The organism is Alkaliphilus crotonatoxidans (assembly GCF_054658015.1).
This window is the reverse complement of record NZ_BAAHXS010000006.1, coordinates 599690-612518: the sequence shown is the minus strand read 5'-3', so window position 1 is coordinate 612518 and position 12829 is coordinate 599690. Positions and strand designations below refer to the sequence as shown.

Annotated in this window: 12 protein-coding genes and 1 riboswitch; of the genes, 5 read left to right on the top strand and 7 right to left on the bottom strand. The window is 42.4% G+C overall.

What is annotated here, in order from left to right; translation table 11 throughout:
• Window positions 1-7: 7 nt before the first annotated feature.
• Together citC and ACYQ1I_RS14945 are read right to left on the bottom strand one after the other, a co-directional pair.
• A complete protein-coding gene (citC, locus tag ACYQ1I_RS14950) occupies window positions 8-1051 on the bottom strand; it encodes a [citrate (pro-3S)-lyase] ligase (protein ID WP_459766718.1) in 1044 nt (347 codons plus the stop codon).
• Between the two features lie 37 nt (window positions 1052-1088).
• Window positions 1089-2264, bottom strand: a complete 1176-nt coding sequence (locus ACYQ1I_RS14945; protein WP_459768183.1) for an NAD(P)-dependent malic enzyme — start codon at window positions 2262-2264, stop codon at window positions 1089-1091.
• Window positions 2265-2672: 408 nt separating this feature from the next.
• Between ACYQ1I_RS14945 and ACYQ1I_RS14940 the strand changes: the two genes are divergently transcribed.
• Window positions 2673-3659: a sugar-binding transcriptional regulator gene (locus ACYQ1I_RS14940; RefSeq protein ID WP_459766716.1), complete on the top strand. Its 987-nt coding sequence runs from the start codon at window positions 2673-2675 to the stop codon at window positions 3657-3659.
• Between the two features lie 142 nt (window positions 3660-3801).
• Here the strand turns inward: ACYQ1I_RS14940 and citG are convergent, their stop codons facing one another.
• The 3 genes from citG to ACYQ1I_RS14925 form a co-directional block, all read right to left on the bottom strand.
• Window positions 3802-4692, bottom strand: coding sequence for a triphosphoribosyl-dephospho-CoA synthase CitG (gene citG / locus ACYQ1I_RS14935; protein ID WP_459766714.1), 891 nt, complete (start codon window positions 4690-4692; stop codon window positions 3802-3804).
• Between the two features lie 20 nt (window positions 4693-4712).
• Window positions 4713-6458: a sensor histidine kinase gene (locus ACYQ1I_RS14930; RefSeq protein ID WP_459766712.1), complete on the bottom strand. Its 1746-nt coding sequence runs from the start codon at window positions 6456-6458 to the stop codon at window positions 4713-4715.
• Window positions 6459-6659: 201 nt separating this feature from the next.
• On the bottom strand, window positions 6660-7616 hold the full coding sequence (locus ACYQ1I_RS14925; protein ID WP_459766710.1) for an L-threonine 3-dehydrogenase: 957 nt from the start codon (window positions 7614-7616) through the stop codon (window positions 6660-6662).
• Window positions 7617-7876: 260 nt separating this feature from the next.
• Window positions 7877-8054, top strand: a riboswitch (cobalamin riboswitch).
• Between ACYQ1I_RS14925 and ACYQ1I_RS14920 the strand changes: the two genes are divergently transcribed.
• From ACYQ1I_RS14920 to ACYQ1I_RS14905, 4 genes are all read left to right on the top strand, one after another.
• Complete coding sequence (locus ACYQ1I_RS14920) at window positions 8013-8831, top strand: CbiM family transporter (protein ID WP_459766708.1); 819 nt, start codon at window positions 8013-8015, stop codon at window positions 8829-8831. It overlaps the preceding riboswitch by 42 nt.
• Window positions 8832-8845: 14 nt before the next feature.
• Window positions 8846-9601, top strand: coding sequence for an energy-coupling factor transporter transmembrane component T family protein (locus tag ACYQ1I_RS14915; RefSeq protein ID WP_459766706.1), 756 nt, complete (start codon window positions 8846-8848; stop codon window positions 9599-9601).
• Window positions 9601-10407, top strand: a complete 807-nt coding sequence (locus tag ACYQ1I_RS14910; protein WP_459766704.1) for an energy-coupling factor ABC transporter ATP-binding protein — start codon at window positions 9601-9603, stop codon at window positions 10405-10407. Before ACYQ1I_RS14915 ends, ACYQ1I_RS14910 begins: the two co-directional genes overlap by 1 nt.
• 30 nt (window positions 10408-10437) lie before the next feature.
• On the top strand, window positions 10438-10851 hold the full coding sequence (locus ACYQ1I_RS14905; RefSeq protein ID WP_459766702.1) for a hypothetical protein: 414 nt from the start codon (window positions 10438-10440) through the stop codon (window positions 10849-10851).
• Between the two features lie 78 nt (window positions 10852-10929).
• Here the strand turns inward: ACYQ1I_RS14905 and ACYQ1I_RS14900 are convergent, their stop codons facing one another.
• Window positions 10930-11892: a pectinesterase family protein gene (locus tag ACYQ1I_RS14900; RefSeq protein ID WP_459766700.1), complete on the bottom strand. Its 963-nt coding sequence runs from the start codon at window positions 11890-11892 to the stop codon at window positions 10930-10932.
• A gap of 19 nt (window positions 11893-11911) precedes the next feature.
• On the bottom strand, window positions 11912-12748 hold the full coding sequence (locus ACYQ1I_RS14895) for a sugar phosphate isomerase/epimerase family protein (RefSeq protein WP_459766698.1): 837 nt from the start codon (window positions 12746-12748) through the stop codon (window positions 11912-11914).
• Between the last annotated feature and the right edge of the window lie 81 nt (window positions 12749-12829).

Below are 12829 nucleotides of genomic sequence, written 5' to 3'. Positions count from 1 at the left end.
TTTATAGTTAAGCAGTTTGATGCTGCTTTATTTTTGATATCGTTTTCTTTCCTTCTTCTGAAATCAGGTATGCATAAGTGGTCTCAGGCACCAGGCCCTTAACCTCCTCTAACATTCCCTGACCAAGAAGTCTTCTGACCCTCGAAGCACTGATGTAGTCTCCTGCCCCTCTTTTTCTGCCTATCTCCTTGACTTCAACCCCTGCTACAGGCAGCAGCGCCTTCATTGTATGGTTATATTGACTGGTCATGGGGCAAAGGGGTTCTTCTCCTACATATCTGCGTTTGATCCCCAGGGCCGGGACAATGTAGTTGGCAAAAATTTTCAAATCCAGTTGAGTGTGTATTTTTGTGACCTCGTTATTTTTTTTGATAAAGTAGGATGGAAAGGTGGCTCCAGAGACCAAATAATTTTGGCTTTCGTGGATCATGACATTTCTTAAATGGGCAGTCCCCTGTTTTGCCAGTTGAAGTCTGATGGAAGCCGGAAAATCTGACCGATCCTCCGAAACCACAAAAACATGCAGAAGATCGTTTTCCCCTGCGGCTGTTTCGATCAAATACTGATGCCCCAGGGTAAAGGGGTTACAATTCATCACGATGGCCGCCACCTTTGGTAAATCTCTGCGAAAAGCCGCCAGGGCAGTAACATAATTATGAATTCCATTGGGGTCATTTTCCATCAAAACAACTTCATCGGGTACCGCTTCTATTTTATAGAAGCCCAGGTCTTCAAATATTTTTAGATTTTCTGGCTTGGTATAGACAAACAGGTGCTGTCTTCCCCGACGGTAGGCTTCATTAATCAAGTGTGAAACCACCTTATTTGTCAGGCCCATTCCCTGATAATCGGCCTCCACCGCCACACATTTAATTACCTGGCCTTCTAAAGAGGCCGTAGCCACCAGCCTTTCTCCGTCCCAGAGGCTATAGGTATATTCCGGATGAAATTCCGGCCTGAGGCCCTGGGCAATTAGAAACTTTTCTACTGCCCTCCAGCCTCTTAAATCACTTCTGTCAATCATTAATTCATTTAATTTGATAAATTCCATTAATCAACGCACTCCTTCATCGTGCCGAATGACCCCCTCAGTCAATGATATTTCCCTCTGATAAGGCCCTTTTCATAACGGCTTCTGCCACCGCATCGCTTACCCTCGGATCAAATACATTGGGAACAATATAATCCTCTGTCAGCTCTTCCTTAGAAACCAATTGGGCAATGGCCCTGGCGGCTGCCAGTTTCATCCCCTCTGAAATTTCCCGGGCCCTGCTCTTCAAGGCCCCCTTGAAAATACCGGGAAACACCAGTACATTATTGATTTGGTTTGGATAATCTGACCGACCGGTGGCAATAATTCGGCCTCCTCCAGCCCTGGCCTCCTGGGGGGCGATTTCTGGCTGCGGATTGGCTAATGCAAAGATGATACTTTTGGAATTCATGGTGGATACCATTTCCTTTGTCAATACATTTCCTACTGAAAGCCCAATAAAGACATCCTTGTTTTTGATGACTTCTTTAAGGGGCCCCCTTTCGTGAAACCGATTTGTCACCCTGGCAATCTGCTGCTGGTATTCATTTAAGCTGCTGTCTCCCTCCACCAGGGCTCCGGCCACATCACATAAAACAATATTCTTTGCTCCTGCTTTGATTAAAAGCTTCGCCACTGCAATTCCTGAGGCCCCTGCTCCATTAATAAGGATTTTAATTTCTTCGATGCTTTTATTAACAAGGGTTAAAGCATTATATAGTCCGGCCATTACTGCAATGGCTGTGCCATGCTGATCATCATGGTAGACCGGTATATTTAATATGTTTTTAAGCCTTTCCTCAATATAAAAGCATTCTGGCGCCTTAATGTCCTCCAGGTGAATACCCCCAAAGCCCGGTGCAATTGTTTTAATGGTTTTGATAATTTCCTCCGGGTCTGTTGTATCTAGACAAATGGGTATGGCATCTACATTTCCGAAGGTCTTTAAAAGTAATGCCTTGCCTTCAATTACCGGCAGACCCGCCTCGGGTCCGATGTTTCCCAGTCCCAGCACAGCTGTTCCGTTGGTTAAAATGGCCACAGTTTTACCCTTCATTGTGTATTCATAGACATTTTTCTTATCGTGGGCAATTTCCAGACACGGTGCAGCTACCCCGGGGGTATAGGCCAAGGCCAAATCATCTCCATTGGCAAGGGCCATTGTACCTGTAATCTGAATCTTTCCCTGCCGCTCTCGATGTAATCGCAAGGCTTCTTCTCTTATATTTACCATCTGTTGATTGAACTGTTCACAACAGCCCAATTGCACCTCCTGTTGTATTTATCAATTTGCTCCTTTATGATGTAGTCCCCCATTACAATTATTGACCTGTAAAAGGCTGCACCCCTTGAGAGCTATTTCAAAAATATCATAACAGAAAAATGAAAAAAGGTCAAAACATTTGTTGATATTTTTATCAAATGTTTAAGTTTGTAAATAATTTATACCATTTTTTGTATATTTTATTGAATTTATGATTATTTTAAATTAACAAATGTAAATATTATTAACATATGTTATAATGCTTAACATATGCTGCAGGACTAAAACCGGTTCCTTTGATTTAACCACAGCTTCTTGTAGCATACAAACCAATAGGATATAATAATGTTAATTTAGATATTTAAGGAGCTTGATCAGATGGACCAATATGAGAAGTTAAATGACGGGGAGAAATTAAAATTTCTAGCCAACCTGGCCAACATGTATTATGAACAAAATATGACTCAATCGGAAATAGCTGACCAATTATCCACCACCCGCTTTAAGGTTTCGAGGCTACTGCAGGAGGCCCGGGATCGTAATGTGGTTGAAATTATTATTAATCAGCCCAAGGAAAGGGCATCGGAGCTGGAAGGTCTTTTAATTAAGCACTTTCAGTTAACCCATGCGATTGTTTTGGACAATAACATGATGTCCCATGATGAAACCATATATTCCCTCGGGAAGCTTGGTGCTGCCTATGTTGACAGTATCATGAAGGAGAATTCCATTGTGGGGGTTCTTTGGGGCAAAACACTTTTTAATTTAATCAGGCAAATTAAACCCAAAACAAAGCTGCCCATTACAGCAGTACAGGTTCTTGGCTCTGCCGCCAAGAACAACCCCACCATAGATTCGCCAGAGCTTATAAGAAAGCTGGCCAATAGCTACGGGGGAAAATATAAATATCTTTATGCTCCACTCTACATTGATAATGAATATGCCCGTAGAGCATTGCTGCAGGAGCCTGTCATTAATGACGCCTTATTTTTAGGCAGTAAATGTGATATTGTCTTAACGGGTATTGGTACCGTGGAGGCTGTTTATGCATCGACCCTGTGGTCAAGCTATCTCGTTAAAAACCGGAGCCTTCAGCCTAATGCACAAAGGGCTGTGGGATGTATTTATGCCCATTTATTTGATATTCACGGGGAACCGGCAGACAATGAGCTGAATCATAAAATTATCGGTGTCGATCTTAAAACCTTGCATCAGGTGAAGTATACAATTGGTGTGGCTGCGGGGAAATATAAAGCTGAAGCCATACTAGGAGCCTTAAGGGGAAAGCATATTAATGTTTTAATTACGGATGATTCAACGGCCCAGAAGGTTTTATCCCTGGCGGGCATTCCCATTGAATCTTGATCAGACGCCGGGGTATCTTTAGTTGATAAGATACTTCCGTTCAAAGGGATTTACTGTTAAGCCTGGAAGGCAGTTATTCAAGACAAGGAAAAACACAGCCAATCATGTATGCGGCTGTGTTTTATTGCCCTTACAGGGAGGATTAAGGATTAACCCTATTCTTTATAGAATTGAGATATTTCTCCACCAGGTGAAAAAAAACAGTTACGCCCAATAGGTCTGCACTTCCGCCGGGGCTGATATTTTTCTCTACAAAGTTTTTGGCCATATGCTGTATCTTTCCCTGCCCCAGGGGAGTTCTCATGCCTCCCAGGGCCATGGCCTCCCTGGCCTCCTGCTGAACCAGCTCCAGCACCTCAGGAGAATGTCGATGCAATATGGTGGAATCCTGGCAAACTTCCATAATCCCAAGGAGGGTATGGACCAGTCTGTCATTCATAGGCAAATCAGCAGCAGCATTATAAATCGCCAAGCCGCAATCAAATACCGTCGGCATCCCTGCCTCTACCTCCCCCCGGATTCCTGTGGTTTTGTATTTTAAATACAGCCGTTCACCATTGGATAGATTACTGTTGTCCTTTAAGGGGGCTAGCTCCTTTTCAACCAGCCCCCTGGTCATTTGCCGGATGAAAGCCGGTATATCAGCAAAGCTCTTTTGTTCATAAAGGGTTTTTCCCACAGCAGCACAGGCAATCCCCAGCAGAAAGAGCATTCCCTTATGGGTGTTGATTCCTAAAGTTTTTTCAAACATTTCTTTCTCTGCTTCCAGCCCTATGCTTCTGATTCCTTTAAAGATGTCTTCTACTGAACCGGCCGTAAAGCCCTTCTGGGTAAAGAGAATAAAATACCTGCTCAAGGCTGCACTGCTGGCAATAAAGGTGTAATAATTCATGTCCCTGTGGGCACCGTTGGAAACCGGCGAAACCAGCCCCGGTGAAGGAAAGCAGGCAGCCTCATAGAGCATTGCCTCCAGGGCAAAGCCGCCAATGTCAAAGGCCATTTCACTTAAATGATAGTTTTTTTCGTTTTTCATCGCTACAACTCCTAGAAATGTTATATTTTAGGCAACATAATTCGTTCCTTAACCCCTTGGGGGGTGTTTTCTATCGTTAGCTCACCATTAAATTTTTCTCTTACAATATACCGTGAGATATAAAGCCCCAGCCCCGTGCCATTTTCCCCCTTGGAGGTTACAAAGGGGGAAAAGAGCTTTTCCAGAACCTCATTTTGAATCCCTCCCCCGTTATCGGTCAATTCAATTACCAGTTGATTTTTTTCCTCCTGTAGGCTGATTACGACTTCCTTTGGGCCTTTCTGATCCTTCAAGGCATCGATGGAGTTATTCAACAGATTCAGCATTACCTGGGAAAAGATGTTGCTTTCTCCCTTTGTCACCAGTTCCCTGCTTCCTTTAATTTGAATGTCTACACCCAAGTCATTAATTCGCACCATATTAAGCTCAATTGAAAAGGCTATGGCTTCATAAAGATTAAAGGACTGATCAGGGGGTTGGGGTTTAAAAAAGTACTGGAAATCATCAATCGTTTTAGCAATTTTATCGATCAGTCTGTGATTTGAATTTAAAAGTGTCTCTAAATAGCGCTGATCGTCTTCCTTAAGGGTGTGATAATCTTCAAGGTTATAAATTGACAGCTTAAGGGCATTTAAGGGCTGTTTAAGCTGATGGGCAATGGTGGCCAGCATTTCTCCCATGGCTGCAAATTTTGACTGGTGCAGCAGCAGGGCATTTTTTTCCTTCAGCTCATCAAAATACATTGCTTCTAAAGCCAGCTCATTTTGCTTGATCTCAATGCGATAAATATAAAAAATAATAAATATACTGGTAACAATTAAAAGCAGGGAAATAACAACGGTAGCATTGGTAATCCCCCTAAAGCTGGTCATTGTTTCAATATAGTCGGCAGAAAAATTTAAAATGATAAAGGTATCGCCAATATTACAGGGGGCAAAGGCACTGAGTTTTTTAATCCGGGTGCTTTCACCGGGCCAGATGGAATAGTAGCTCCCTACTCCGGTCTCTCTATTTAGCTGCCTTCTGACGTTTTCCGCCAAACCGCTCCAATCATAATCAGGGAACTGACGGCGTCTAACCTCAATAACATTTTCGCCAATACTTTCTTCCGACGGGTGCAAAAAAAGCCTTCCTTCGCTATCCTTTAGGGAAATATACCCTTTACGATTTAACTGATAATTGGCTAAATAAATTTCATTAATATAATTGGTATCAATCTTTACCCGCACAAAGCCCCGAACTAAATCATCCATTTCTATGGGCTGTATGATGTTAATGCTTCTTTCACCCTTTGTGTCGGCATAATAAACCGCTTTTTGTGTCTTAACAGCCTGCTGTATATCCTCATCCTTTTTAAATGAATATTGATTGGAATGGGAATAGGCCTTAACCAGATCACCTGCCTGATCCAGAAGCTCTATGGCAAGGAGCTCGTCACTGCCCAGATTGAAAAACAGGCTCATCAGCGTAGCGTCGGGTTTATTTCCGGCTAAAAGCGCCATATATTCCTGTTGAAACTGAGGCCTATTGATTATTTCCAACAGGCCCTCATCCTTTGCTTTAAAAAATTCCTCAAGCTGCTGGGCCACAGTGGTGACTACATTTAGGATGTTTTGCTGCTGGTTGCTGATTTCAAGTTTTTTATAATAATTATGACTTCCAATTAAGAGCAGTAAAATAAGCACCATTATAAACAGGGTGTAAAAAATTAGCTTGATAATTTTAAAATTTGATTGTTTTTTTAATTGTTTAATGGCCTCATTCATCATAAACCTCCACAGTATTTCAGTGATCGGGAAAAACACTATTTTAAATCATGTTTTTTCTAATTATAAGTGTATTTTTCACAAAATACAATCCCTCTGTTTTTTCCTGGCCACGATTAAATATTAATAATTTTCACTAAAAAAGACAGCACCAATTAAAATTGGTGGCTGCCTTTTTAACGTATTTAGCCTGGAATTAAGTTATTTTTGGATTCCTTTTTGCTTTAATTTTTCAAGCATATCTACCGTCATCCTGGCCAAGTCATATTCCGCCTTAAAGCCCCACTCCTCAACAGCCGCAGAGGGGTCAATGGAATTAGGCCAGCTATCGGCAATGGCTTGTCTCATTGGGTCAACATCGTAATCCATTTTAAATTCTGGTATGTGTTTTCTAATTTCTGCTGCAATCTCCTCCGGCTCAAAGCTCATGGCGGTTACATTATAGGCATTTCTGTTTTTCAGCTTTTCCGGATCAGCCTCCATTAAATCAATGATGGCATTGATGGCATCGGGCATATACATCATATCCATATAGGTTCCCTTTGCTATATAGCTGGTATATTTTTTTTGTCTTAGGGCTTCATAGTAGATATGCACCGCATAATCGGTCGTTCCTCCGCCGGGGGCCTGGGTATAGGAAATCAAGCCGGGAAAACGTACGCCCCTGGTATCGACCCCAAATTTATAAAAGTAATAATCGCATAATAATTCACCTGCAACCTTGCTGACACCATACATTGTGGTGGGCCTTTGAATGGTTACCTGGGGAGTTTGATCCTTAGGGGAGGATGGGCCAAAGGCGCCAATTGAGCTGGGGGTAAAAAATTTACATTTCAGCTCCTTTGAAACCTCTAATGTATTCATTAATCCTCCCATATTTACATCCCAGGCCAACTGTGGATTATTTTCTGCCGTAGCAGACAAGAGAGCAGCCATGTGAATAATGGTGTCTACATTATGCTTCTTAGCTACTTCAAAAACCTTTTTTCCATCGGTAACGTCCAGTTCCTCGAAGATCCCCTCCTTTATCAGAATATGATCTTCATCGCCGCCCCGATTAGAAGCGATTACATTGTCTGCCCCATATAGGTTTCGCATTTTCACAACCAGTTCTGTCCCAATTTGCCCCAGGGCTCCGGTTACCAGTATTTTTTTCATGAAAACACCTCCAATTAATTTTCTAATCCTTGTTTTTTTTAGCTTTTTCCTTAGGTTTTCCCGAAAGGTGCTTTTTTATCGTTCACAGCAAATAATACCTTGTCAGGAGGACATATTTCAAAATGTCCGCCGTGTATGTACTATATTTATAATCTACCATATAATTGAGAAAATCACCACTATTCCTTTTAAAATAAATTAAATATTTTGAGGTTTAAATAGGTTGATTTTACCCTATGTACATGTTATACTTTAAGCAATTTAATAGTTGCAATACAAGTTTCGTTTTTACGAATGAAAAGGGAAGTTGGTGTAAATCCAACACGGTCCCGCCACTGTAATGGGGAGTCTTTCTGCAAAATACCACTGAAGCGATTCGGGAAGGTGCAAAAAGCAATGAACCTAAGTCAGGATACCTGCTTGTATGGCTGTAGAACATTCCATTTCACGGTGCATGAATTGGATGCTGCCCTTTTCAGTTATTTAAAGCTGGTATTGTTATATAATATGATGGGCGAAATCCTTTTCCTGTACCTAAGTACAGGTTTTTTTGTTGAAGTTTTTATTTTTAAAAAAGGCGGTGTTTTTATGCATTTATCTGATGGCGTTTTAAGCCTGCCAGCTGTGGCGGCCACTTCTGCTGCGGCCGGAGGAATGTTGATCTATTCAATTAAGGGAATCAAGGAGGAGGAGATTCCAAAGGTTAGTCTGATGACCGCCACTTTTTTCACCTTTTCTCTCATCAGTATACCTGTAGGCCCCAGCTCCATTCATCCTCTACTGGGGGGACTGTTGGGTGTTATTTTAGGCCGAAGAAGCACCCTGGCGGTTTTTGCTGGCCTTTTGCTTCAGGCGCTGCTTTTTCAGCATGGTGGATTAACCACCCTGGGGATGAATACAATTATGGTGGCAGTACCGGCTATGGTTTGCCATGGCCTGTATCTTAAGGTTCGAAAAAATAAGCCGGTTTATTTGGCCGGGGGCCTGGTGGGGGCTTTGGCGGTGGCTTTATCTGCTACTATTCTCTCAATAGTATTGTTTTTTTCCAACAGTGCTTATCATCAGGGGCTTTTCTCTGTGATTAATCTCTTGCTATTGGGTCATTTGCCATTGATAGCAATAGAAGGAATTTTAACAGCCTTTGCCATTGCCTTTATGGATCGTACTAGACCCCATTTACTGTCAAAGGATGAAAAAAACAATATACCATCGTAAGAAGGAGCTAAGTCATGACGATGAAATCAATCAGCGAGATAAAGGGAATTTCCCCTTCGCCCCTTAAATCCACCTGGGTTCACCGGTGGGAAACCCGTTGTAAGACTGTCACCTGTTTGGCAATGCTAGTTGGTATTGTATCCTTGAAAACTCCCTGGCTTCTTTTGCTCATTTGTCTCTGTTTATTTCTGATGGTTTTGTCTATGGGTATGACCCTAAAGCAGATATTTTTCAGAATTTCATGGCTGTTGCCCTTTTTATTGTTCATGTCTTTATCTTTATTAATCAGCGGCGGCCTTCCTCTTGAGCAAGGAAGGATACAGCTGGTGTTACTTTTGATCTTTAAAGCCTTATCGGCATTACTGCTTATGCTGATACTATTCTTAAGCCAGTCAGCCTTAGATTTATTAACTGGCTTGGCTAGTTTGAAGGTGCCCCCTGTTATTGTTACAGTATTATTTTTATCATGGCGCTATTTATTTTTGTTTTGGGGAAAGCTGGTGGAAATTTACAGAGCTCTTAGTGCCAGACTTTTCAAGCCCTCTGTTGGAACCGGCTCCTATCGAATTTATGGCGAAATTATAGGTGGAATGATTGTAAAATCAATTGATGGCTCTGAAAAAATATATCGAGCTATGCAGTCCCGGGGCTTCAATGGCAGAATACCCACAGGTCCCCCCAAGGGGATTACTTCTATGGATATTCTAAAATCCAGCTTTTTCTTTGGCAGTATGATACTACTACATATAATTGAAAAATGGAGGTTCTAATGGCTGTTGTCGAAATTCGTGATTTAAGCTATCACTACCCTGATCAAACCCTGGCCCTGGATGGGGTGTCGATATTAATTGAAAAACAGAGCCGTGTGGCCATTTTAGGAGCCAATGGCAGCGGAAAATCAACCCTACTTCAGCATTTAAACGGCTTGCTCTTGCCCCAAAGGGGAAAAGTTAGCATTATGGGGCTGGAGGTTTGTAAGGGCCATCTCACCGAAATTCGTAAAAAGGTGGGTATTGTTTTTGATAATCCCGATGAACAATTGTTTTCGGCTTCTGTCTACGAGGATATTGCCTTTGGCCCAAGGAATTTAGGCCTTGATGAGGGGCAAGTGAAAGACAGGGTTGAGCAGGTAATGAAATTGATAGATATTGAAGATTTAGGCCACCGCCCTCCCTATAATTTAAGTCTGGGACAAAAAAAGAAGGTGGCTATGGCAGGTGTTTTAGCCATGGAGCCAGTTATCATGGTTTTTGATGAGCCCTTTTCGGGACTGGACCCCTATTCTCTGCAGCAGCTTACTGCTCTTTTAGATAAGCTCTATACCCTGGGGCATACTCTGGTTATCACTACCCATGATGTTGATTTCGCCTATGGCTGGGCCGATGAATGTATTGTACTGAATCGAGGCCATGTTTTGGCCCAGGGCCCGAGGGAGCTGCTGGAGGACGAGGTTTTAATGAAAAAGGCTAGACTTAAGCTGCCCAGCCTTTATGATATTTTTTCTGGTACCGACTTCAACCCCAAAAGGCCACAGGAGGCAAAGGATGCTTTGTCTAAGCTATTTAAAAGAAAATAGAAGTAAGATAATAAAAAGGAGGAGTAAAAAATGAAGGGTTTAAAGAATATTTTGTTAGTTGCTATGATCTTTGTTCTATTTACGGTTCCTGTATATGGCCATAAGATGATCATTGAACCAGTTGAACCAGGTATGATTAAGGTACATTATGCTGATGGGAGCTTTTCTCAAGACATTCGACTAACCCTTTACAATGAGGCCAAAGAAGAGATTTCAACGGGAACCCTGGATGAGACCGGCAGCTTTTATTATGAAGATGGTTCTGAGGTGTCCTATATCGTGGCCGACGACGGCATGGGACACCGGGTGGAATGGCGGGTTGGAGACCCTGTCAAGACCAGCTCTAGTCTGGGTAAGTGGATTAAAATGGCCCTGGTTGCCATTGCTTTTCTTGGTATAGCTGTATTTTTTCAATACCGCAAAAAGGCCGGTAAGGCGGCTTAAACAGCATAAAAAAGACAAGTTTTGCTAATAAAGCTCACTTGTCTTTTTTAATTGATAGATTAATGGAGAGAATTTCAATTATCCCCTTGGCCTGCCTGCCCAGCCATCGCTATGGGCCAGAATATTCTCTGGGGAATACACCGGCAGTTCTTCTTCTGAAAGGGTTTTTGCCCAGGCAACCCGTTCCTGTAAATTTGCCCCGGGGCCCCTGCTGTTGTATTCAACAAATAGGCAGGTTTTTTCCCGATGGGGCTGGTCCCAATTATGCCAGCCTTTAGGATGTATATGGGCTCCCATCCAGCAATTAATAAAGGCTGCCTTGCCGTGGTCCCGCCAGGGTCTGCCTAAATAAACGGTTCCTCCAGCGGCATCGCTGGTAAGCCTGCAATCAATGAATACCAGGCCATGGGCTACATTTTCAGGGGTAGAAGGGGCGGTAATGTACCCGTTAATAGCCTTGCCCCGATCATTGGAGTGGATTTCACAGTATCTAAAGACCGCCGTACCGGAGCCAAAAATAAAATCTATATCACCCCTTATATAGCAATCTTCAAAATATTGCCGTGTCGGGTCGGTTTGAATATAATCCGGTTGGATTTCAAATTGTTTTTCTCTGGGATAGGGCCCCGTAAACAGAGTATCCTGATGGGCTAAAAAGCTGCAGTTTTTAAAGCTCACCCGATCGGCATTGATATGAACTGCGACAGCCTGCCCCACGATGTCTCCCTCCCCTGCTGCATTTTCAAAGGTAAGATTTTCTGCATAAAAATCGTCGCCACCTATGAAGAAGCTAAAGGTTCTAAAGGTTCCCCTGGCTTCTCCATTGTCTAAAAGTTCATAGGCCCCCTCATCATAGGTGATAATGGTTCTGTCCCGATCTTCGCCGATTAGGCTGATCATTTTCTTATTGATTCTGACCTTTTGTCGATAGATTCCGTTTTTTACGTATATTTTTACCCGCTCATGATTATCTTCCGGAACAGCATCAATGGCATCCTGAAGGCTGGTAAAGTCTCCGCTGCCATCCTTGGCTACGATCATCGTGTTTCCTCCTTACTGCCTATAGTTGTTTATAGGTGTCATTAATAAATCCAATACTCTCATGGACAGTTGCTTCCTTGGCATTTTCCAACAGGATTTCAACATAGGGCTTATGTTCTTTAATTAGCTTTAATAGCAGCGAATAGTTAAGCAAGCCTTTTCCAGCCTCAACGGTTTTCAGTTGATTATTTTCTACAATAAAATCCTTGGCATGAATAATAACGATACGATCGCCAAACAATTCAAAGGATTTCTCCATCATTTCATTCTGCTGCTGATAATTTTCTATTGATAAAAAGTTGACCGGATCAAAGATGACCTGTAAATTATTGGATTGAATCGCATCTAAGACTCGCTTCATCTTTTCCGGTGTATGCACCACATGCTTGGCTACCCCTTCAATTCCTACTATGACACCGAATTTTTCTGCCTCATCGACCAACTCCCTTACGCTGCTTATCAGTATTTGAAGGGCTTCCTCACTATGGTTTTTTGGATTAAAGGAATAATCATGATTGATCGAGCCGGTCTCGGTTCCCACTATACTGCACTTAAAATCCCTTGCATATCTGATATGCTCCTTAAATTGATTCAATAGCTTTGCTCTGACAGCCTCATCTGGATGGGTCAGGTTAACATAACAGCCTAAAACGGCAATATCCAAGCCTTTTTTGTTAAAGGCCTGACTTAAATACCTTGCCATACCAGGGCTCAGCATTCCTGGTTGATATGTAAAATCAGCCACCGCCTTGGTCAGGGCCAATTGAATACAGCTTACCTCCTTTTGGGCTATTTTCGTGGCAAGCTCATTAACCTCAAGCTTTCCAAAATCATGGGCTCTAGCACCTATAATCATTTTTTACTCGCTCCTTATTTTAATAATTCCACAATTTGAAACTCAGTTTCATTATACCATATAATGGGGGCGGCTTCTAGG

Coding starts and splice junctions, on each gene's coding strand:
- citC (WP_459766718.1), bottom strand. CDS start 1,051: ATGGAATTTATCAAATTAAATGAATTAATGATTGACAGAAGTGATTTA.
- ACYQ1I_RS14945 (WP_459768183.1), bottom strand. CDS start 2,264: ATGGTAAATATAAGAGAAGAAGCCTTGCGATTACATCGAGAGCGGCAG.
- ACYQ1I_RS14940 (WP_459766716.1), top strand. CDS start 2,673: ATGGACCAATATGAGAAGTTAAATGACGGGGAGAAATTAAAATTTCTA.
- citG (WP_459766714.1), bottom strand. CDS start 4,692: ATGAAAAACGAAAAAAACTATCATTTAAGTGAAATGGCCTTTGACATT.
- ACYQ1I_RS14930 (WP_459766712.1), bottom strand. CDS start 6,458: ATGAATGAGGCCATTAAACAATTAAAAAAACAATCAAATTTTAAAATT.
- ACYQ1I_RS14925 (WP_459766710.1), bottom strand. CDS start 7,616: ATGAAAAAAATACTGGTAACCGGAGCCCTGGGGCAAATTGGGACAGAA.
- ACYQ1I_RS14920 (WP_459766708.1), top strand. CDS start 8,013: ATGAACCTAAGTCAGGATACCTGCTTGTATGGCTGTAGAACATTCCAT.
- ACYQ1I_RS14915 (WP_459766706.1), top strand. CDS start 8,846: ATGACGATGAAATCAATCAGCGAGATAAAGGGAATTTCCCCTTCGCCC.
- ACYQ1I_RS14910 (WP_459766704.1), top strand. CDS start 9,601: ATGGCTGTTGTCGAAATTCGTGATTTAAGCTATCACTACCCTGATCAA.
- ACYQ1I_RS14905 (WP_459766702.1), top strand. CDS start 10,438: ATGAAGGGTTTAAAGAATATTTTGTTAGTTGCTATGATCTTTGTTCTA.
- ACYQ1I_RS14900 (WP_459766700.1), bottom strand. CDS start 11,892: ATGATCGTAGCCAAGGATGGCAGCGGAGACTTTACCAGCCTTCAGGAT.
- ACYQ1I_RS14895 (WP_459766698.1), bottom strand. CDS start 12,748: ATGATTATAGGTGCTAGAGCCCATGATTTTGGAAAGCTTGAGGTTAAT.